The sequence below is a fragment of the Blastococcus sp. CT_GayMR19 genome (genome assembly GCF_004570385.1).
Taxonomy (GTDB): domain Bacteria; phylum Actinomycetota; class Actinomycetes; order Mycobacteriales; family Geodermatophilaceae; genus Blastococcus_B.
Map to the genome: position 1 here is coordinate 151,463 of NZ_SPQL01000001.1, position 20,601 is coordinate 172,063.

Sequence of the window (20,601 nt, forward strand, 5' to 3'; positions counted from 1 at the left end):
GGTCAGCACCGAGGCGCTCATCCCGGTCTCGTCAGCAGAACGCTCGGCGCCGGTGCGGACGGCGACGAGCCGTCCGCACCGGACGCGTTCCGCTCAGTGGTCCTCGAGCACCCCGCACATGGCCGGGTCGGTGGCCTCGGCGGGCAGCGCCGGGTTCAGGTCGGACATGGCCTCACCGTCGTACGCGCCACTTCCGTTGTAGTCGACACCGTGGATCACGACGACGCCCTTCCCGTCGGCAATCGCCTCGGCGACTCCGTCAGCGGTCTCGAAGAGCCCATCGCGCTCGTAGTTGATGGTCCCCTCCGTGGCGGTGTCGTAGCGGTCGATCGCCAGCACGCTCTCCGGGCTGGTGTCGCCTTCCGTGGTGAGCGAGAGCATGACCGGCCCGTAGGCCGGGGCGCCCTCCGTGGTGGTCAGGCGCCCGTCACCACTCGTGTCGTCCATGAGGGTCGGGCACTCGTTGCGCGCCGTCTCACCGAAGTGGACGTGCGCCGCGTGAGGCTGGTCGGCCAGCAGTCCGTGGGCCGCCACCTCGAACTCGTCGATCCGGCCCTTCTCGTCGAACTCCACCTCGGCGTGCCCGGAGCCGTGGACACCGCTGCCGGGAATCGGCTCGAGGTGGGCCAGGACCTCGTGACCGTGCCGGCTCGGGTCGTTGTGGCTGTCGGCACCGGCGGGCGGCGCGAACAGCGTCAGACCCACCAATGGGGCGACGAGGACAAGGGCACGGGCAGTCTTCGACATCGCGGTCTCCTTTGAGGCGATAGGTTGGTTGTGCTATCCCTCATTCGGGTGACGACGACCGTTCGGTTGTGTTCACATCGCCTTTTCTTCATTTACCGATTGAAAATCTTTTGTCGCAGAAACACATCTGCGGCAACAACGCACGGTGAGATTGGCTCTACATGGTGAGGCCTGGCGCGCCGTAGCAAGGAGCGCCTACGCCAGACCCGTCGGTGACAGGTTCCGCGGCCGCGGGGTTCCCCCGTCACCGGTCGTCCTTCGACTGGGTGCTCCTGCGCGCTACCGTCGCCGCCAGCGGCCGGCGTCGTCCGCGGGAGGGGGTGGCATGAGCGTCCACGTGGAGCTGCACCACGGTCCGGACAGCGACACCGTCGAGGTGTTCGACGACGCCGATCTGCCCGCCGGGATGAGCGGCACCTACTGCTACCACCTGGCCGCCGGCGGCTCGCTGGTCATCCTCGTCGACGAACGCGGGGAGAGCCGGGTCGACCGGGTCTTCAGCCCGACGGCCTGGCGCAGCGCCAAGGGCGACGTCTGGCGCAAGGGTCTCCTGCTCCACTGACCGAACCGGGCCACGCAGTCCGGTCGCGACGGGGTCCGGCCCAGACCCGGCGGGCGCGGGGTACTGGTCAGCGGCGGCCAGTCGGTCCAGGCGCCGGTGCGAGGCTGGAGCGAAGAAGCCGCGCGGTCAAGGAACTGACGTGCCGGGACCTTCGTCGCCGTTCAGGTCCGCCTGACCGGCACTCCGTACCACGAGCCGTCGGCCCGCGACGCCCGCCGCCGGATCCTGGAGTTCTTCGGGCGCCACCTGCGGTGACCCGGTCAGCTCAGGACGGCTGACCGAGCCCCAGTTGGCGAAGCCGCTCCGCGGTGTCCTCCAGACCCCAGATCTCCACGATCCGGCTGTCCTCGAAGCGGAAGAACTACACCTCGTCGACGTCGACGAAGCACCGGCCCGTCGGCTGGTGCCCGAGCCAGGGGCCGTGGTGGGTGGCCGAACAGGTGAACCGTCCGACGACCTGGTCGCCCTCGGCGAGCAGGGTCACCGTCCGCATCCGGACGTCGGGGAAGGACGCGCGGAACGGGGCCACCCACTCCCTCGCCTCGCGGGCCAGGTCGGGCCCGCACACCTCGTCGGCGACATCCGGACGTCCCTCGTTGATCAGCTCGTCGACCCAGCGGCGGACGACGTCCTTGTTGGTGTGGGACATGACGGGCTCCCATTCGGTCGTCGCAGTCACTCGGTCCGGTCGCCGCATCCTCCTCGCCCGAGGTCCCCATCGGTCCGTCGCCACGACCGCGCCGGTCTGTGCGCCTCCTCTCCCCACGCCCGGCGTCAGCGGCCCTCGACGACCGGGTACGTGGGCCGGCCGGTCGACGCCCAGTCGACGATGTTCTGCGCGGCCTTGCAGCGGAGCTCGGCCTCCGCCTCCTCGGAGTACCACCCGACGTGCGGCGTGAGCAGCGCGCGGGGGTGGGTGAGCAGCGGGTGGCCCCACTCCGGCGGCTCCTGAGGCAGCACGTCGAGCCCCACCCCGGCGAGCCGGCCGTCGTCGAGCGCCTGCACCAGGGCGTCGAGGTCCATGAGACCACCCCGGGCGGTGTTGACGAGGTACGAGCCCGGCGGCATCCGGGAGAGCCGCTCCGCGTCCACGAGTCCGCGGGTCCTGTCGGCCAACGGGAGGTGCAGGGTGACGGCGTTGCTGCGGGCGAACACCTCGTCGAGGGCCACCCGCTCCACGCCGGGTGGCCACGCCGAATCCGGCAGGTGCGGGTCGTAGCCCACGCAGCCTCCGAACCACGGAGCCGCGCGCTCCGCCGTCATCCGGCCGATGCGGCCCAGCCCGATCACGCCCAGCGTCAGCCCGCTCGGCCGCCGCAGCGGCCCGCCGAGCTGGTAGTCCCACCGGCGGGCGCGCACCTCCCGGTCGTGCCCGCCGAGGTTGCGCAGCAGCGCCAGCAGCAGGGCCGTCGCGTGCAGCGCCACCTCGGTGGTGCCGTAGTCCGGCACGTTGCACACCCAGACGCCGCGCGCCCGCGCCGCCTCCTGGTCGACGACGTCGACCCCCACCCCGTACCGGCTGACCAGCCGCAGCCGCGGCAGCGCGTCGAACACCTCCGCGGTGATCGGCGCGTACTGGACGAGGAGGGCGTCGGCGTCCCCTGCGGCGTCGACGACCTCCTGCGCGGTCGTGCACCGGGCCGTGCGCAGCTCGTGCCCCGCGGCGCGCAGGACGCCGGCCTCGATGTCCAGGGACGCGTACTCCGCGTCCGTGACCAGCACCCGCATGCCTCAGCCGTCCGAGGGCACGGCCATCGCGCGCTCCGCCGCCGCGGCGGCGTCGAAGGTCGGCGGAACCGGCACCAACGGCGGGCGCACGGTGCCCATCGGGCAGCCGTGCCGCTGTTCGGCGACCCGCTTGAGCACGCCTGCCGACACGTACTCCTTGGTCATCGCCCGCACCGTCTGGAGGTGCGCCGACATCGCCGCCACCTGCTCGGCACGCCCCGCCCGCACGTGCCCGTACAGCGCGACCACCTGCTCCGGCACGATGTTCGCCAGGGCCGAGATCGACCCGTGCGCGGTGAGCAGCCGGGCGGGCAGGTCGTCCTCGGTGCCGACGAGCACACCCTTTCCGGCGCCGTGGACGGTCGCGGCGTAGCCGGCCTCTCCCCCGGAGTCCTTGACCCCCCACACGGGCAGCGACGTGACCAGCTCGGGCGGGACCGGGACTGCGTACTTCGGGATGTGGTAGATCACGACGGGGTGGCGGGTGGCGGCCAGGACGCGCTCGTAGAACAGCCGCAGCCCGTCGCTGTGGAGGGGCTTGAAGTAGTAGGGCGGCAGCACCATCACGGCCCGGACCGGCAGGTCCTGCAGGAAGGCGAGCAGGTCGAGGGTGTCGGGCAGGTTGCCCTCGGCGACCGTGGGCACGATCTGGAGCCCGCCGCCCTCGGCGACGAGCGCCTCGAGCACGGTGCGCTTCTCGGCCGCGGCCACCGACGGCCCCTCCCCGTTCGTCCCGAACGGGATGACCCCGCGCACCCCGTGGCCGGCCAGCCAGCGGACGTGCGCGAGATAGGAGTCGACATCGATGCTGAACCGGTCGTCGTCGCGGAACGGCGTCACGTTCGCGACGTAGACGCCGTCGAGGAGGTGGGCGGGGGAATCCGAGGACATGGTCATCTCCCGAGGTCGACGGTCCGGTCGAGGAAGGCCGCGAGCTCGCGCCGGCTCGGCAGGCCCTCGTAGTCACCCAGGTTCTGCACGCAGAAGGCGCCCATGGCGTTGGCCGTCCGCAACCGCTCAGCCGGGTCACTGCCCCAGAGGGTGGCGGCGAGATAGCCGGCGGCGAAGGCGTCCCCCGCCCCGATCGGGTCGAGCTGGCGGGCGGGAAAGCCGGGGGCGGTCAGCCGCTCGCCGTCGATCGTCGCTGCGCACCCCCGGGCGCCGAGCTTGACGACGACCTCCGAGGGGCCGGTGTCCGGGAACCGCTCCAGACAGGCCTCGTCGTCCCACCCCCACAGGGCGCGCGCCTCCTCGTCACCGACGAGCAGGACGTCGACGGAGGGCAGCAGCGCCTCGGTGGCGGCGCGCGCGGCCGACGGCTCCCACAGCCGGCTGCGGTAGTTGACGTCGTAGCTCACCCTGACTCCCGCTGCCCCGGCGGTCTTCGCCGCCCAGGTAACGAACTCGGCGCACTCCGCGGACAGCGCGCCGGTGATGCCGGTGAGATGCAGGAACGCTGCGCCGTCGAGGATCGAGGGGTCGAAGGCGCCGGGCGCCAGCGTCGCGGCGGCCGAGCCGCGGCGGTAGTAGTAGACCCGCGTCGCCCCCGCGACCTTTTCCCGCAGGTAGAGGCCCGTGGGCCGGCCGGGCACCCGGCGGACCGCAGCGGTGTCGACCCCCTCGGCGCGGACCCGGTGCAGCACGAGCTCGCCGGGCTCGTCCTCACCCAGTGCGCTCACCCAGCTCGCCGGTATCCCGAGCCGGGAGAGGCCGATCGCCACGTTGCTCTCCGCGCCGCCGATCGACAGCGTCACGGCGCCCGCGTGCCGCAGCCGGCCAGGGCCCGACGGCGCGACCAGCATCATCGTCTCGCCCGCCGTCACCACCCGCGGGACGCCGTCGCCGGCGGACGCCGTCGCAGTCATCGCGGCGCGTCCGGTCAGCCGCCGAACAGGTTCTGCAGCTGCTGGTTGAAGGTCAGCACCGTCAGGAACCCGAAGAGCAGGAACGACCAGATGAGCGCCGCGACCCGACCGGCACCGGGCCGGATCTCGACCGGCAGCGTCCGCCGGTTGACCAGGAGGAGCAGCGCCGAGTAGATGAACATCATCAGGCCGCCGGTCACCGCGGCGATGACCAGCAGCACCAGCGGCTGGGTGAGCCCGGACAGCAGCACCACGCAGCCGATGAGGACCAGACCCCACACCAGCCCGAAGTAGATCTTGCTCTCGTTCGCGTCCTTGACGTACGCCGTCTTCAGGACGTCGGCGCCGAGCCGGCTGGTGTAGTCGACGATGCCCAGGGCCGCGGCGAACAGCGAGATCGCGCCGATGACCCAGAAGAACGTGCCGAACCAGCCCCCCACCTCGTCGTTGAGGGCGTTGCCCTCGGCCTCGAGGAAGGAGATGTCACTGGCCAGGCCCTCCTGGCCGAACACGGTGGCGTACGCCAGCAGCGAGGTGAACAGGATCGTGATGAAGCTGATGGCCACGAACGTGGTCAGCTGCTCGGTGTTCGCGAACTTCCACCAGCGCCGCCACCGGCTCATGTTCTCGGGCGTCGGCTCGAACACGAATCCCGTGGACGGCGCCGCCTCCGGGTGCCCCGTCACCGGGCTGACGATCCGCGGCACGTAGGCGCCCATGCCGAAGCGCTTGTCGCGGATCCAGTTGCTCTGGCAGAGGTTCTGCCCGCCGCCGGCTCCCGCGAAGGCCAGCGCACCCATGAGCAACGCGAATCCGAGCTGCTCGTACGGCAACCCCGGGTTCGTGACGATCTGGGGTGCGTCCGCCCAGTCCGACGACTCGATCGCGAAGACCGAGGCGACGACGATGAGCAGGAGGACGGCGCCGACCTTGAACCACTCGATCTTCTCCAGCGCCTGGTAGACGACCGGCGCCATCGTCAGGATGAGGCCGATGGCCAGCAGCATGCCGATGGCGATCGGCACCACGCTGCCGCCGACCAGGTAGGTCACCAGGGTCGCCGAGCTCGTGGCCCACCCCGGCCAGATGTTGGCGAAGTAGGCGAGGATCGCGAAGACCAGTCCCCAGTGCCGCCAGTACCGGCTGAAGCCGGTCAGCGCGGTCTCGCCGGTGGCCAGCGTGTACCGCTCGATCTCCATGTTCAGGAAGTACTGGGTGGCCAGCCCCACGAAGGCCGCCCAGACGAAGACCAGGCCCACCTGCGAGGCGATGTAGGGGTAGAGGATGAACTCGCCGCTGGCCATCCCGACGCCCGCGGCGATGATCCCGGGGCCGATGACGTGCCGGAAGCTCGCCGGGGGTTCCGGCATGTCCCGCACGTCCGGGGCCGCCAGATGCTTGGTCGGGAAGAGGTCCACGACGGACCGGGGTCGTTCGCCGGGCCTGCGGGTGGTGGTCATGTCGGGTCCCTCCGTGCCAGAGAGCCAGGACTTCCAGCCGTTGTATACGCCCGTCGGGCGCGGCCTGCGACCGCAGGCCGGACCGGGGGGTTCCGCTCCGCGCCGGAACGCCCCGGCCCGGTCCCTGCCCGCCCGCCTGGCGGTTTCCCGTCAGGCCGTCGGGTCGAGGGCCGGCGGACCGAGGCCGACGTGGCGGTCGGCGAGGTCCTCGCTGCGCCGGACGCCGAGGAGCTGCATGCCGCGGCGGTACTCGCCGTCCAGGATCTCGAAGGCACGCGCGACGCCGTCCTGACCGCCGGCCATGAGCCCGTAGAGATAGGCGCGGGCGATCATCACGGCGTCCGCACCCAGGGCGCGGGCGGCCACGACGTCCAGCCCGTGCCGGACCCCGCTGTCGAGGAGCACCGTGGCCTGCTGCCCGACGGCCGCCCGGATCGCGGGGAGCACGTCCAGCGTCGCGGGCGTGCGGTCCAGCTGGCGTCCGCCGTGGTTGGAGACGACGACGCCGTCGGCGCCCCGCTCCATCACCTCGCGCGCGGACGCCGGCGTGGTCACGCCCTTGACCAGGATCGGGCCGGTCCACCGCCTGCGCAGCCAGTCCACCGACGTGAAGTCCAGGGCCGGGTCGAAGAGCATGGACGCGACCGCTCCCGGGGTCGGGTTGCCCTCGACCTCGTCGAGAGAGGCGAAGCCGATGCCGGCGGTGGTCAGCTTGTGGACCCACCAGCCCGGGAAGCGCGACATGTTCAGGACCGTCTTGGCCGTCAGCGTCGGCGGGATGGTGAGGCCGTTGACGACGTCGCGCAGCCGCATGCCGGAGACGGCGGTGTCCACGGTCAGGACGAGGGTCGTGTAGCCCTGCTCCTCGGCCCGCGACAGCAGCATCTCGTTCAGCTTCTCGTCTGTCGTGTAGTAGACCTGGAACCAGAGATCGGCGCCGGGTGCGGCCGCGCGCACGTCCTCGATCGACGTGGAGCCGACCGTCGAGAGCGCGTAGGGCACGCCGACGTGCTCGGCCACGCGGGCCACGGCGGCCTCCCCGTGGTGGTGCATCATCCGCGTGTAGCCCGTCGGCCCGAAGATCACCGGGACCGGGAGCCGCTTGCCCAGCACCTCGACGCTCGTGTCGGGATCGGCCACGGAGTGCAGGGAGTCCGGGCGGAACACCACGCGCCGGAACGCGGCGACGTTGCGGGCGGCGGTGATCTCCTCCTCGGCGGCACCGTCGACGTAGTCGAAGACCGACCGGGGCGTCGTCCTCGTGGCCGCCTTCCGCAGGTCGGCGATGGTGAGCGCGTTGTGCAGGCGCCGTGCGGTCCGGTCGAGATCCGGCTTCCTGAACTGCACGACCTCCCGCAGCTCGGACCATTTCGGGACTTGCCGCGCGGTCGAGATGGACGCGAGCGGGATCTTCGCAGCCATGTCGTCCCCTCCCCCGGTTGCAGACGGCTCAGCGTTCGTCGTCGACGTCCGGAAGAGCGTGGTGGGGGCGCCGCCGGGCGCGCAACCGGACCGTGTCAGCCCGGGCCCTCGTCGGCGGGGACGGCGGAGGACTTGATCTCCTTCGTCACCCGCTCGATGTCCCGGCGCAGCTCACGGCGGCGCACGGCCGCGGCGTGCCGGCGGCGCTCCTCGGTCGTGCGGGGTTCCCAGGGCGGCACCGGCACGGCGCGACCCTCGGGCCCGAGGGCGACCATCGTGAAGTAGCAGCTGTTGGTGTGCCGGACGACCTGACGCACGAGGTCCTGCGTCGTCACCCGCACCCCGATCTCCATCGACGTCCGCCCCGTGAGATTGACCGAGGCCTGGAAGGTGACCAGCTCCCCGACGTGGATGGGCTCCCGGAACACGACCTGGTCGACCGACAGCGTGACGGCGTAGTTCCGCGCGTACCGCGTCGCGCACGTGTAGGCGACCTGGTCGAGCAGCTTCAGCAAGGTGCCCCCGTGCACGTTGCCCGCGAAGTTCGACATGTCGGGCGTCATCAGGATGGTCATCGACAGGCGGTGGAGATCGTCGATCCGGCTGTCCTCCGCCGACGCGGTGTTCTCAGGCATCCGGCAGCACCTTCCCGGGATTCATCCGCCCTCGTCGTCGGCATGATGACGGTCCGAGCCTGTCATGAGCGCTGACCCGGCCACGGCAGCCGTCCTGAATTGACCGGGCCACCGTGGTCGCACGATGCTGACCTCGTCGTCCAGGTCACACGGCCCGGGGAACGACGACAGCCAATGCGCGACCCGGCTGCCCTACGGTCGACCGGGGGCCGGGTTTCACGAAAAGGGGGTCGCGCGGGTGTTCGAACGCATCGCAGTGGTGAACCGGGGCGAGCCCGCCATGCGCCTGATCCGGGCCGTCCGTGAACTCAACGCGGAGCACGGCTACGGCATCCGCGTGATCGCGATGCACACGGAGGAGGAGCGCCACGCGACCTTCGTGCGCGCCGCCGACGAGTCCGTCGTCCTGCGGGACACGGGCAAGGGCATCCCCTATCTCGACCACGACGAGCTCGGCCGCGCCCTCGAGGAGTGCCGCGCGGACGCGGCCTGGGTCGGCTGGGGCTTCGTCGCGGAGGACCCCGCGTTCGCGGAGCTCTGCGCCTCGCTCGGCGTGACGTTCATCGGCCCGCCGCCCGAGGCCATGCGCCTGCTCGGCGCCAAGATCGAGGCGAAGGTGCTCGCCGAGCAGACCGGCGTGCCGGTCGCGGCCTGGAGCGGCGGGCCGGTCGAGACCGTCGAGGACGGGCTCCGGCACGCGGCCACCATCGGGTACCCGCTGATCATCAAGTCCCGGAGCGGCGGCGGCGGGCGGGGCATCCGCATCGTCCGGTCCGAGGACGAGCTGGCGGACGCGCTCGAGCGCACCCAGGTCGAGGCGCTCCGCACCTTCGGGGACGCGACCATCTTCATGGAGCGGCTGGTCGAGGGCGGACGGCACATCGAGGTGCAGGTCATCGCCGACCAGCACGGCAACGTGTGGGCCCCGGGCGTGCGGGACTGCTCGGTCCAGCGGCGGAACCAGAAGGTGATCGAGGAGTCCAGCTCCCCGGCCCTGAGCCCCGAGCAGGACGCCTCCCTGCGCGAGTCCGCCAAGGCGCTGGTGAAGGCGGCCGGCTACGTCAACGCGGGCACCGTCGAGTTCCTCTACCAGCCGCAGGAGAAGCTGTTCACCTTCCTGGAGGTGAACACCCGCCTGCAGGTCGAGCACCCGGTCACCGAGGTGACGACGGGCCTGGACATCGTCAAGCTGCAGATCCACGTGGCCGCCGGCGACCGGCTCGAGGGCGACGCGCCCGCGGAGTTCGGCCATGCCGTGGAGGCCCGGCTCAACGCCGAGGACGCCGACCAGGAGTTCGCGCCCGCGCCGGGCACGGTTCAGTTCATGCGCCTGCCCACCGGCCCGGGCGTCCGCGTGGACACCGGCATGACCGTCGGCGACGTCATCCCGCCGGCCTACGACTCGATGGTCGCGAAGGTCATCGCCTGGGGCCGGGACCGGCCCGAGGCGCTGGCCCGCCTGCGCTGCGCGCTGCGCGAGACCACGGTGGTGCTCCGCGGCGGGACGACGACGAAGTCCTTCCTGCTCGCGCTGCTGGACCGCCCGGAGGTCGTGGCGGGCACCGCCGACACGGCCTGGCTGGACCGCACCGGGACCGTCGGTGCCGCCGACCCCGGACGGCACGCCGCCATCGCACTCGTCCAGGTGGCGATCGACGTCTCCGACGCCGAGGAGGCCTTGGAGCGGACGGCCTTCCTCGCGTCCGCCCGGGGCGGACGCCCCCGCGCCTCGCACGACGTGGGCCGGGTGGTCGAGCTCGGCTACTGCGGGCAGGCCTACCGGCTGACCGTCGCGAAGGTGGACCCCGGCCGCTACCGGGTGTCGCTCGACGACCGGTCCGTCGACGTCGCCGTCGACCGGCTCAGCGCGCTGGAGAGCCGGCTCACCATCGGCGACGAGCGCTTCTCGGTCGTCGCATCCCACGCGGCCACGTCGCACCTGGTCGAGGTGGAGGGCGTCACCCACCGCGTCACCCGCGACGAGGAGGGCCTGGTGCGCGCGCCGGCGCCCGCCGTCGTCGTCGCCGTCCGCGCGGGCGTGGGGGACGACGTCGAGGTCGGGCAGACGATCGTCGTCCTCGAGAGCATGAAGATGGAGACGGCGGTGCGGGCGCCGGTGTCGGGGCGGGTCCGCGAGGTGCTGGCCGTGGTGAACGCCCAGGTCGACGCCGGTGCCGCCCTGATGCGGCTCGAGCCGGCCGGGGACGAGGCCGACACGGTCGTCGGCGAGCGGGTGGCGCTCCCGGGAGCGGAGGCACGTCCCGCGGGCGCGGACCGCCAGACGGCGCTCGACATGCTGGCGGCGATGCAGGCGCTCATCACCGGCTTCGACGTGACCGCCGAGCACGGCCGGCAGCTCGTGTCCGCCTACGGCAGGGCGCGCGGCGAGCTCCCCGCGGACGACGCGGAGCTGCTGCACGGTGAGCTGGCGCTGCTCACCACGTTCGCCGACCTGAGCGAGCTGTCCCGCAACCGGCCGACCAGCGCTGAGGAGGAGGCCGACGAGCAGGTCCACAGCCCGCGCGAGCACTTCCACTCCTACCTGCACTCGCTGGACATCGAGCGCGAGGCCCTGCCCGACAGCTTCCGGGGCCGCCTGAGCAGGGCGCTGCTGCACTACGGCGTCGACAGCCTCGAGCCCGGCCCGGCGCTGGAGCAGGCCGTGTTCCGCATCTTCCTGGCCCAGCAGCGGACGGCCGACCAGCTGCCCGTCGTCCTCGCGCTGATGGACCGGTGGCTGACCGCCGGCGACCTCCCCAGCGGGCCGCTGCGCGACGAGGTGGCCGAGGTCCTCGACCGGCTGATCGTCGCGACCCAGCTCCGCTATCCATCGGTCGGCGACGTCGCCCGCGCGGTGCGGTTCCAGTACTTCGAGAAGCCCGTCGTGCAGCAGGCCCGTCAGGAAGTCGTCGAGGAGGCGGAGCGGCTGCTCGCGGAGCTGTCCTCCGGCGGCTCCGCGGGGAGCCCCGAGGACATGGAGCGGGTGCAGGCGCTGGTCGCGAGCCCCGAGCCGCTGATCCGGATCCTGGCGGAGCGCCTGGGCTCCCCCACCGCCGGCGTGGACCCGATCCTGGAGGTGCTCACCAGGCGCTACTACCGTCGGCGCAGTCTGGAGAACCTGCGGGCCTTCCTCCTCGACGGGCGCACCTGCGTCACCGGCGACTACGAGCTCAGCGGCGCGCGGCTGCACCTGGTCGCCCTGATGGCGTCGCAGGACAGCCTGCCCGCCGCCCTCGCCTCGCTGGCCACGCTCGTGTCCGAGACGGCGGACCCGTCGGACGTGGTCGTCGACCTCTACCTCTCCTGGCCGGACCGGCCCTCGGACGCCGACGAGCTGGCGGAGCGGCTGCGCCGTGAGCTCTCGGACGTCGAGGTGCTGCGCTCCGGCCGCCGGGTGACGGTCACGATCTGCACCCCGAGCGGCGACGTCGAGACGCTGACCTTCCGGCCGGCTTCGGACGGTCTCGCCGAGGAGGAGGTCATCCGCGGGATGCACCCGCTGACCGCGCAGCGGCTCGACCTCTGGCGGCTGAAGAACTTCAACGGACGGCGGCTGCCCTCGGCCGAGGACACCTACCTCATCCACGTCGTCGCGAAGGAGAACCCGAACGACGAGCGGCTCATCGCCATGGCGGAGGTGCGCGACGCGACGCCGCTGATCAACGCCGCCGGCGAGGTCGTCGGCTTCCCGACGGTGGAGCGGTTGCTGACCGCGTGCATGGACAGCCTGCGGCGGGCGAGGGCATCGTTGGGCGGTGGCCGGCGGCTCGACCACAACCGGATCTTCCTGTACGCCTGGCCGTCCATCGAGCTGCCGCTGTCGCAGCTGGCGACGTTCGCGCGCGCGATCGCGCCGCTGACGATCGGCGCCGGCCTGGACGAGATCGTGATCCTGGGGCGCCTGCAGGTGGAGCCGGGAGTGGCGCCACGCGACGTGGCGCTGCGCTTCTCGAACACCCCGGGCACCGGCGTCGGAATGAGGATGACCGACCGGCCGACCGAGCCGATGCGCCCGCTGGACGACTACACGCAGAAGGTGCTCCGCTCGCGCGCCCGCGGTCTCGCCTACCCCTACGAACTGGCACCGCTGGTGGCCGGACCCGGCGGCTCGTTCGCGGAGCACGACCTGGGATCCGACGGCCGGCTCGCGCCGGTCGACCGCCCGCCGGGCACGAACAAGGCGGGCATCGTCGTCGGCGTGGTGACGACGCCGACCCCGCGCTACCCCGAGGGCATGACGCGGGTGGCGCTGTTCGGCGACCCGACGAAGGCGCTCGGCACCGTCGCCGTGCCCGAGTGCGCGCTCGTCGTCGCGGCCCTCGACCTGGCGGAGGAGCGCGGCCTGCCGGTGGAGTGGTACGCGCTCTCGTCCGGCGCCAAGATCTCGATGGACAGCGGCACCGAGAACATGGACGCCGTCGCGAAGGGGCTGCGCCGGATCATCGAGTTCACCCAGGGCGGCGGCGAGATCAACGTCATCGTGGCGGGCATCAACGTGGGCGCGCAGCCGTACTGGAACGCCGAGGCCACGATGCTCATGCACACCAAGGGCATCCTGGTGATGACGCCGGACAGCGCGATGGTGCTGACCGGCAAGCACTCGCTGGACTACTCGGGCGGGGTGTCGGCGGAGGACAACTTCGGCCTCGGCGGCTACGACCGGGTGATGGGGCCGAACGGGCAGGCGCAGTACTGGGCGCCGAACCTGTCGGCGGCCGTCGCCCTGCTGTACCAGCACTACGACCACGCCTACCTCGCGCCCGGCGAGCGGTGGGCCCGGCCGTCCGAGACCTCCGACCCGCGGGACCGGGACGTGCGGGCGTTCCCGCACAGCCACCCGTCGAGCGAGTTCACGACGGTGGGCGACGTCTTCTCGTCGACGGCCAACCCCGACCGCAAGAAGCCGTTCGACATCCGGACGGTCATGCGGGCGGTCACCGACCAGGACCACGCGGTGCTGGAGCGGTGGGCCGGGATGGCGGACGCCGACACGACGGTCGTGCTCGACGCGCACCTCGGCGGTCACCCCGTCACGGTGCTGGGCATCGAGTCGCGGCCGATCCAGCGGCGGGGCAGCTTCCCGACGGACGGGCCGGACCAGTGGACGGCGGGCACGCTGTTCCCGCGCTCGTCGAAGAAGGCCGCCCGCGCGATCAACGCATCCAGCGGGAACCGGCCGCTGGTGGTGCTGGCCAACCTCTCGGGCTTCGACGGGTCGCCGGAATCGCTGCGCAACACGCAGCTCGAGTTCGGGGCGGAGATCGGCCGGGCGATCGTCAACTTCGACGGCCCGATCGTCTTCTGCGTGATCTCGCGGTACCACGGCGGTGCGTTCGTGGTGTTCTCCGGCGTGCTGAACGACAACATGGAGGTGCTCGCGGTCGAGGGCTCGTACGCCTCGGTGCTCGGCGGGGCGCCGGCGGCCGCGGTGGTGTTCACCGGCGAGGTCGACAAGCGGACCGCCGCGGATCCCCGGGTGAAGGAGCTGGAGGCTGCGCTCACGGCGGCCGACGACGTGGAGAAGGCGCATCTGCGGGTGGAGCTGGCGGCGCTGCGCAGCTCGGTGCGGTCGGAGAAGCTCGGTGAGGTGGCCGCCCAGTTCGAGGGCATCCACAACATCGAGCGGGCCCGGGACGTCGGCTCGGTGCACGCCATCATCCCGGCCGTCGAACTACGCCCCCGCCTGATCGACGCGGTCGAACGAGGCATGGCCCGCGTCGCCGGCTCGTGACCCGACGGGCCATTTCGAGCGGCGTGACGACCACGACGGGGGTCCGATGACCGCGGCCGACGCCGGCAGCGCTGTGGCCGCGGATCTGGCACGGATCACCGAGCTGGATGCCGTGGTGATGGCGTTCGAGGAGGTGTTCACCGAGCCGGCCATGGCCGCCTCGAGAGGTCTCGACGCCGGATCCGTCGACACGGAGGACGCACGTACCGGACGCCCGAGCCGGGCCGCCGGGCGGGGACCGCTGCACGGGTTCACGGTGGGGATCAAGGACATCTTCGAGCTCGCCGGTCGGGCCCCGGGCAACGGGAACCGGGCGGCTTTCGACATGGTGCACCGAGCAACCCCCGAGGTCGACGCCCCTGTCGTGCACGCCCTTCGCACCGCCGGGGTGGTCGTGGCCGGAATGACCAAGTCGACCGAGCTGTGCTGGTACCACCCCACCACCACCCGCAACCCGCACGACCTGGCCTGTACCCCCGGGGGATCGTCCAGCGGATCGGCCGCCGCAGTGGCGGCGGGCATGGTCCGCGCGGCGCTGGGCAGCCAGACGAACGGCTCGACCGTGCGGCCGGCCAGCTACTGCGGGATCTACGGCTTCAAGCCCAGCTACGGCCGGGTGGACATGACCGGGATGACGAGGATCAGCCTCTCGTTCGACCACCCCGGCTTCTTCGCCCGTGATGCCCGGACCCTCACGGCGGTCACCGCGGCCGCCGGCGGTTTCCACGTGCCGGTGGGCACCGCCCGCCTCGTTACCGGCGTCGTCGACGTCACCGGATTCGACGACATCGACCGTGAGGTCCGCCAGGTCGTCGACCACTACGTCGATCTCCTTCGCGACGCCGGCCACACGGTGGTGCGCGTGGAGCTGCCCGAACTGCTCGCACCGGAGACGTTCCAGGCCTTCTTCGACGTGTTCGCGCCTGAACTCTTCAGCCTCCACCGCGACCTGCTCTCCCCACAGGTCGCCGCGCGGCTGGGCGCGGAGACGCGGGAGGTCCTGCGCCGCGGCGCCGACACGAGCGGCAGCCGGCGACGGGCCGCCGAGCAGGCGTGCGTCGACCTGCGCGCGCGGGTGGACGAGCGCTTCGACGAGTGCGACGTGTTGGTGCTGCCCGCCGCCACGTCCTCTGCGCCTCGAGGGCTGACGAGCACCGGCTCGCCGGCGGTGTCGACGTTGTCGAGCCTGACCGGGGTGCCTGTCGCCGCGATTCCGGCCGGGCTCGGGGTGTCGGGCCGCCCGGTGGGTGTGCAGGTGTGGGGACGTCTCGGGGCAGACGAGTTCCTGCTCGCAGCGCTCCCCCACCTGCCCTACCGGACCGTTTCTCCGAGCCTGGGTCAGGCCGGGCGCTGACCCCGGACGGCGCGGTCTACCGAGTCACACCGGTCACCCGTCGTGCGGGCGGCCCGATGGTGAAAGCCCGGTCGCCCCGCGATGCGGGGCGACCGGGCGGGGCCTTGCGTTGGTCACATGCGGGACGGTTCGGCGTCCCTGTCGACGGAGGCCGTCATGCCGGCGGTGATGTGTGAAGGGCGGAAGCCCATGACGGTCAGCCAGATGCCGAGCGACAGCTCCCAGAAGAAGATGGGAGCGACCCCGACCAGCGACCACACGGTGGTGGCGTCGTTGACGCCGAGCATCGTCGCGACGTTGGAGGTGAGGAGCAGCGGCGCTCCGATGAGGCCCATGAGCGGGATGACACGGGGCACCAGGCCGGACCGGTACATCAGGGTGCCCAGCAGCAGCGCGTTCACGACCGCCATGACGCCGGGGCCGAGCAGGAACGTCCACTCGTAGGCCGCGACCAGCGCCGCCCCGACGGTGGTCAGTGCCGCCTCCTCAGCTCCGGCCACGCCCGACAGATCCTGGCGCAGGGTCACGACCGCGAAGAGGCTCACCACGCCGACGGCCATGATCGCCGCCTCGAGCAGGCGCGAGGTGACGAGGCCGAGCGCGAGGGTCTCGTTGTGCCGCTTGACCACCCGGAACAGCACGACCGCGCTGGCGATGCCGGCGAGGGCGGTGACGATGTCGAGGAGGCCGCCGACGAGAACGCGCGTATCCGCGCCCGAGCCGACGATGTACCCGGGGTCGTTCAGGACGGGGTCCAGGAAGTAGAACCGAGCGGGGATCGACCCCGCGAACGTGATCAGGTACATCACGCCGGCGATGAACGCGGTCCTGCGCAGCGGGTCCATCGGGGCTCTGCCCGACGCCGGGGTGCTGTCGGTGGTCGTCATGACGGTCTCCTTCGGTGCATCGATCGATCAGTGGTGTGGGTCCGATCGCCCGCGCGGTCGGCCCACGACAGGCCGACCCGCGAGCACGTGGGCGTCTCACGCACGGGACGGTTGGGCGTCCCGTGCGGTCGAGGAGGCGGTGATGGGCGAGGGCTTGAAACCCTTGACGACCAGGTAGACGCCGAGCGACAGCTCCCAGACGAAGATCGGGGCGCCCGCGAGCATGTGGATGCCGTCAGCCAGGTCGTGCGTCCCGAAGATGACCCCGATCACGGATGCCAGCAGCAGGGGGCCGCCGACGAGTCCCACCAGCGGGATTGCCCGCGGCACGAGGCCGGAGCGGTACATCAGGGTGCCCAGCAGCAGCGCGTTCACGGCCGCCATGACGTTGGGCCCGAACAGGAACGTCCCCTCGTAGACCGCGACCAGCGCCGCGCCGACGGTGACCAGCGAGGCCTCATCCGCGCCGGGCAGGTCCTGGCGCAGGGTCACGACCGCGAAGAGGCTCACGACGCCGACGGAGACGATCGCCGCCTCGAGCAGGCGCGAGGTGACGAAGCCGAGGGCCAGCGTCTCGTTCTGCCGCTTGAGCACGGTGAAGAGCACGACCGCCGTACCGATGCAGGCGAGGGCGTTCACCATGTCGAGGAGGCCGCCGATCAGGACCTGCGTGTCCGCGCCCGAGCCGGCGATGTAGTCCGGGTCGCTCAGGACGGGGTCCAGGAAGAGGAACCGAGCGGGGATCGACGCCGCGAAGGTGATCAGGTACAGCGCGCCGCCGAGGAATGCGGCCCTCCGCAGCGGGTCCATCCGGGTTCGCGTCGGGGTTCGGCCGGTGTTCGTCATGACGGTCTCCTTCAGAAGAGTTGTCGAGGATCGATCGGGCGGTCGGCGGGCTGGTCGGCTTCGACCTGGGTGACCGACATCAGCGGCAGGCCGGTGTCGCGCAGTTTCTGCAGGAGGCCGTGCAGCGCGGCCTGGTCGACGACCGGGCCATGCACGTTCGTGGTGCCGTCGCTCTCACGGGTCAGGCTCATTCCGTCGAACCAGGCGGCCCATCGGGCGTCGAGATGGCCCTTGACGCGGATCTCGTACCGCCCGGCACCGTCGGTCGATCCGTTGCTCATCGGGCACCTCTTGCCTTGGCTTTCAGGCGGCGTTCCGTCTGGCTCGCCTGAAAGCTAGGAGGGGAAGTGATGAGCGCGGATCACCACGTGTGGTGAGCGACGTGGTGATCTTCTGCTGGAAACGCGCCGGGACCCGGGCGGGTCAGCGCAGAGGTTGGCGGGCGCGCGGGCGCGACATCAGGCCGAGTTCCTCGGCCCGGCGGACCGCTGCCCGGCGGCTGCTCACGCCGAGCTTCGCGTAGATGTTCTTCGTGTGCGTACGGACGGTGTTCAGGGACACGACGAGCTCGCGGGCGATGTCCGGTCCGTCCAGGTCGGTGCCGAGCAGCCGGAGGACGTCGAGCTCGCGGGCGCTCAACGGGTCGACCAATCGCTCCGAGACGGGTCGGCTGACCTCTGTCCCGTCGAAGGCGGCCAGCAGGCGACGGACGTAACCCCCGCCGTTGCCGTCCTTCGCCAGGGCTCTCAGCAGCGAGGCCATCGGCTGCCCCTCGTCGACGAAGGTCCGGACGTACCCCTCCGGCTCGGCCAGGGACAGGGCGCGGCGGAGCGACGACAGGGCGGCCGGGACGTCGCCCCGGGCCTGGGCTGCCCTCGCCTGCACGACCAGGACGTCGATCCGGCTGCCCGTGCGCGCGCCGTCCTCTGCCGCCCGGATGAGCCGCTCCAGGAGGCCGGTCGCCTCCTCGATCGAGCGCTCGCTCCGTTCGGCCGCGTACCGGGCGACGAGCGCCCGGGCGAGGGTGACGTGCTCGAACTCGCGCAGGTAGCTGAGCTCGTCGTCGGAGGACAGGCCTCGCTCCCGCGCCCAGCGGAGCGCCTCGCCCCACCGGCCCTGCCGCAGCCACGCCCGTGCCCGCACCGCGGCGACCGGCCGCACGTCGGGCGAGTAGTCACCCACGTAGAGGCGCTCCGCCTCGTCGAGCAGGTCGAGGGCTCCGTCCACGTCGCCGTCGGCCTCGCGGACCCGGGCCATCGCGACCCGCCAGCGGTAGCGGTTCTGCGGCAGGCCGAGGTGCTCGCCCAACTCGCTGCTCGCCTGCAGGTGCCGCCGGGCGGCGTCCAGATCGTCGCGCTCCCAGAGCAGCTGGCTCAGGCCCACGTGCATGTCCGCCGCTCCTCGGAGGACGGGTCGGGACTGTTCGGCACGCTGCAGTCCGCGCTCGAAGAGGCCCATGGCGTCGCGGAGGCGGCCCTGCGCGAGGCGCATGTCGGCCAGCGCGATCGCGCAGCCCAGCACGTCGGAGTGGTGCCCGGCCCGCTCCAGACTCGACATCGCGTCGGCGTAGAGCCGGCTCGACGCGCCCAGGTCCCCGCTCGTCCAGTACGCGAGTCCCAGGAGGGCGGCGGGCGCTCCGCGCGCGAGATGGTCGTCCTCACCGGCGAGGTCCAGCGCTCGCCGTGCGTGCGTCATGGTGCCGGCGACGTCGCCGCGAACCAGGGCCGTTCCGGCGCGGTACATCGCGATGGCGGTCGGGAGCGTGCGGAACCCCTCCTCGTCGACGACGACCATCTCGTCGGCCCGGTCGGTCGTGGGGTGCAGCCACCGCTCGGCCTGCCGCAGCCGCTCCTCGACGCCCTCGATCTCACCGCTGACCATGAGCGAGCTGACATGTCCGACCGTCAGCACGGGGCGGACGTGGAACAGCTCGTCGGGCAGCGCCTCGAGCCAGCGACGCAGCGTCGCCTCCTGCCGGCCCTTGCGCAGCGCGGGAAGGGCGAGCTCGACCAGGTCCGCGGCCCGCTCGAAGTCCTCCGCGGCCAGCGCGTGGTGGATCGCCTCGGCCCGTTCGCCGTCCTGCTCGTACCAGGCGCTGGCCCGCCGGTGCAGGTCGCGCACCTCGTCGGGCTGCTCGTCGAGCAGGCGCGCCTGGAGGACGTCGGCGAAGAGGTGGTGGTAGCGGTACCACCGGCGGCGGTCGTCGAGCGGGACGAGGAACAGGTTCCCTCGATCCAGCGCCTCCAGCATCGCCCGTCCGTCGTCCTGCCCGGTGACGGCGTCGCACAGCGAGCCGGTCAGCCGGTTCAGGAACGAGGTCTGCAGCAGGAAGCTCCGGACCCGTTCGGGCTGCCGCTGCAGGACCTCCTCGGCGAGGTAGTCGACGACGTAGCGGTCGTCCCCCGCGAAGCCGGCGATGAAGCCGGCGGCGTCGTCCCGGCCCTGCATCGACAGCGCGGCCAGCTGGAGGGCGGCGATCCACCCTTCGGTGCGTTCCTCCAGCGCTGCGACGTCCCGTGCCGTCAGCTCCAGGCCCATGACCTCGTTGAGGTAGGCGGCCGCCTCGTCGGGTGTGAAGCGCAGATCGGCGGCGCGGATCTCGACGAGCTCGCCGCGACCGCGCAGCCGGGCCAGCGGCAACGCCGGGTCGGCGCGGCCGGCGAGAACCAGGCGCGTACGCGGAGGCAGGTGGTCCAGCAGGAACGTCACCCCCTCCCGCACGTCGCGCGACTCGATGACGTGGAAGTCGTCGAGCACCAGCAGGACGTCGGTCGGGACCGCGCCGAGATCGTGGAGCAGGGTGGCCACGACCGTCTCGGCCGGCGGCTGCGACGCCTGGAGCAGCGTGAGCGCACCCGCACCGACCCCGGCGACCGCCGAGTCGAGCGCAGTGGCGACGTAGGTCCAGAACAACGCGGGATCGTTGTCGCGCTGGTCGAGCGAGAGCCACGCCACGGACCGTTCCCCGGCGGGCGCGGCCGCCTGCCACCCGGTCAGCCAGTCGGTCAGCAGCGTCGACTTCCCGAACCCGGCCGGGGCCGACACGAGGGTCAGCGCGGACTCCTCGCCGAGGTCGAGGCGCTCGCTCAGTCTCGGCCGCGCGACAAGCCCTCGTCGCCGCCGCGGGATGTGGAACTTCGTCTCCAGAAGAGGGCCCGCCATGATCACCTCCCCTGCGCAGCCGGCGGTCATCTGCCGCGGCCGGCACTCGTTGCCGGGGACACAACGGTGGGCTTCCGGCGGACATCGTGTCAGCAGGTGTCGACGGCCGCCACCATCACTCATCCAGGACCAGAGCCCCGGCATCCACTTACGACACCGGGTCACCGGGAACCCACGCTGCGACCCGACCGGGGAGCCGCCG

Annotated in this window: 15 protein-coding genes; 3 read left to right on the forward strand and 12 right to left on the reverse strand. The window is 72.1% G+C overall.

Annotation, left to right across the window (positions count from 1 at the left end; genetic code table 11):
• Window positions 1–93 precede the first annotated feature (93 nt).
• A complete protein-coding gene (locus tag E4P39_RS00740; RefSeq protein ID WP_135134429.1) occupies window positions 94–747 on the reverse strand; it encodes a hypothetical protein in 654 nt (217 codons plus the stop codon).
• 325 nt (window positions 748–1,072) lie between these two features.
• Between E4P39_RS00740 and E4P39_RS00745 the strand changes: the two genes are divergently transcribed.
• Window positions 1,073–1,309, forward strand: coding sequence for a hypothetical protein (locus E4P39_RS00745; protein WP_135134430.1), 237 nt, complete (start codon window positions 1,073–1,075; stop codon window positions 1,307–1,309).
• Window positions 1,310–1,670: 361 nt separating this feature from the next.
• On the opposite strand, the gene E4P39_RS00755 is transcribed toward E4P39_RS00745, so the two are convergent.
• The 7 genes from E4P39_RS00755 to E4P39_RS00785 form a co-directional block, all read right to left on the reverse strand.
• The gene (locus E4P39_RS00755) at window positions 1,671–1,958 is read right to left on the reverse strand and encodes an ester cyclase (RefSeq protein WP_209306275.1); all 288 of its coding nucleotides are present in this window, start codon (window positions 1,956–1,958) and stop codon (window positions 1,671–1,673) included.
• Window positions 1,959–2,083: 125 nt separating this feature from the next.
• Window positions 2,084–3,037 (reverse strand): C-terminal binding protein, encoded by a 954-nt coding sequence (locus E4P39_RS00760; RefSeq protein ID WP_135134431.1) that lies wholly within the window; start codon window positions 3,035–3,037, stop codon window positions 2,084–2,086.
• A 3-nt stretch (window positions 3,038–3,040) separates the two neighbouring features.
• A complete protein-coding gene (locus E4P39_RS00765; RefSeq protein ID WP_167761501.1) occupies window positions 3,041–3,928 on the reverse strand; it encodes a dihydrodipicolinate synthase family protein in 888 nt (295 codons plus the stop codon).
• 2 nt (window positions 3,929–3,930) lie between these two features.
• Window positions 3,931–4,902 carry a sugar kinase gene (locus E4P39_RS00770; RefSeq protein WP_135134433.1) on the reverse strand — a complete coding sequence of 324 codons (972 nt, stop codon included), beginning with the start codon at window positions 4,900–4,902 and terminating at the stop codon, window positions 3,931–3,933.
• A gap of 14 nt (window positions 4,903–4,916) precedes the next feature.
• Window positions 4,917–6,362 carry an Nramp family divalent metal transporter gene (locus tag E4P39_RS00775; protein ID WP_135134434.1) on the reverse strand — a complete coding sequence of 482 codons (1,446 nt, stop codon included), beginning with the start codon at window positions 6,360–6,362 and terminating at the stop codon, window positions 4,917–4,919.
• A 150-nt stretch (window positions 6,363–6,512) separates the two neighbouring features.
• A complete protein-coding gene (locus tag E4P39_RS00780; protein ID WP_135134435.1) occupies window positions 6,513–7,784 on the reverse strand; it encodes an alpha-hydroxy acid oxidase in 1,272 nt (423 codons plus the stop codon).
• 95 nt (window positions 7,785–7,879) lie between these two features.
• Entirely contained in the window at window positions 7,880–8,419 is a 540-nt protein-coding gene (locus tag E4P39_RS00785; RefSeq protein ID WP_209306276.1) for an acyl-CoA thioesterase, read from the reverse strand.
• 238 nt (window positions 8,420–8,657) lie between these two features.
• Here E4P39_RS00785 and E4P39_RS00790 point away from each other — a divergent pair, with 238 nt between their 5' ends.
• Both E4P39_RS00790 and E4P39_RS00795 read left to right on the forward strand, forming a co-directional pair.
• Window positions 8,658–14,150, forward strand: coding sequence for a carboxyl transferase domain-containing protein (locus tag E4P39_RS00790; RefSeq protein WP_135134436.1), 5,493 nt, complete (start codon window positions 8,658–8,660; stop codon window positions 14,148–14,150).
• Between the two features lie 46 nt (window positions 14,151–14,196).
• Window positions 14,197–15,504, forward strand: a complete 1,308-nt coding sequence (locus E4P39_RS00795) for an amidase (protein WP_135134437.1) — start codon at window positions 14,197–14,199, stop codon at window positions 15,502–15,504.
• A gap of 113 nt (window positions 15,505–15,617) precedes the next feature.
• On the opposite strand, the gene E4P39_RS00800 is transcribed toward E4P39_RS00795, so the two are convergent.
• From E4P39_RS00800 to E4P39_RS00815, 4 genes are all read right to left on the reverse strand, one after another.
• A complete protein-coding gene (locus E4P39_RS00800) occupies window positions 15,618–16,391 on the reverse strand; it encodes a DUF4386 domain-containing protein (RefSeq protein WP_245159532.1) in 774 nt (257 codons plus the stop codon).
• A gap of 96 nt (window positions 16,392–16,487) precedes the next feature.
• Window positions 16,488–17,237, reverse strand: a complete 750-nt coding sequence (locus tag E4P39_RS00805; protein ID WP_245159533.1) for a DUF4386 domain-containing protein — start codon at window positions 17,235–17,237, stop codon at window positions 16,488–16,490.
• A gap of 11 nt (window positions 17,238–17,248) precedes the next feature.
• Entirely contained in the window at window positions 17,249–17,518 is a 270-nt protein-coding gene (locus tag E4P39_RS00810; RefSeq protein WP_135134438.1) for a hypothetical protein, read from the reverse strand.
• A 142-nt stretch (window positions 17,519–17,660) separates the two neighbouring features.
• Entirely contained in the window at window positions 17,661–20,399 is a 2,739-nt protein-coding gene (locus tag E4P39_RS00815; RefSeq protein WP_135134439.1) for a LuxR C-terminal-related transcriptional regulator, read from the reverse strand.
• Between the last annotated feature and the right edge of the window lie 202 nt (window positions 20,400–20,601).

Coding starts and splice junctions, on each gene's coding strand:
- E4P39_RS00740 (WP_135134429.1), bottom strand. CDS start 747: ATGTCGAAGACTGCCCGTGCCCTTGTCCTCGTCGCCCCATTGGTGGGT.
- E4P39_RS00745 (WP_135134430.1), top strand. CDS start 1,073: ATGAGCGTCCACGTGGAGCTGCACCACGGTCCGGACAGCGACACCGTC.
- E4P39_RS00755 (WP_209306275.1), bottom strand. CDS start 1,958: ATGTCCCACACCAACAAGGACGTCGTCCGCCGCTGGGTCGACGAGCTG.
- E4P39_RS00760 (WP_135134431.1), bottom strand. CDS start 3,037: ATGCGGGTGCTGGTCACGGACGCGGAGTACGCGTCCCTGGACATCGAG.
- E4P39_RS00765 (WP_167761501.1), bottom strand. CDS start 3,928: ATGTCCTCGGATTCCCCCGCCCACCTCCTCGACGGCGTCTACGTCGCG.
- E4P39_RS00770 (WP_135134433.1), bottom strand. CDS start 4,902: ATGACTGCGACGGCGTCCGCCGGCGACGGCGTCCCGCGGGTGGTGACG.
- E4P39_RS00775 (WP_135134434.1), bottom strand. CDS start 6,362: ATGACCACCACCCGCAGGCCCGGCGAACGACCCCGGTCCGTCGTGGAC.
- E4P39_RS00780 (WP_135134435.1), bottom strand. CDS start 7,784: ATGGCTGCGAAGATCCCGCTCGCGTCCATCTCGACCGCGCGGCAAGTC.
- E4P39_RS00785 (WP_209306276.1), bottom strand. CDS start 8,419: ATGCCTGAGAACACCGCGTCGGCGGAGGACAGCCGGATCGACGATCTC.
- E4P39_RS00795 (WP_135134437.1), top strand. CDS start 14,197: ATGACCGCGGCCGACGCCGGCAGCGCTGTGGCCGCGGATCTGGCACGG.
- E4P39_RS00800 (WP_245159532.1), bottom strand. CDS start 16,391: ATGACGACCACCGACAGCACCCCGGCGTCGGGCAGAGCCCCGATGGAC.
- E4P39_RS00805 (WP_245159533.1), bottom strand. CDS start 17,237: ATGACGAACACCGGCCGAACCCCGACGCGAACCCGGATGGACCCGCTG.
- E4P39_RS00810 (WP_135134438.1), bottom strand. CDS start 17,518: ATGAGCAACGGATCGACCGACGGTGCCGGGCGGTACGAGATCCGCGTC.
- E4P39_RS00815 (WP_135134439.1), bottom strand. CDS start 20,399: ATGGCGGGCCCTCTTCTGGAGACGAAGTTCCACATCCCGCGGCGGCGA.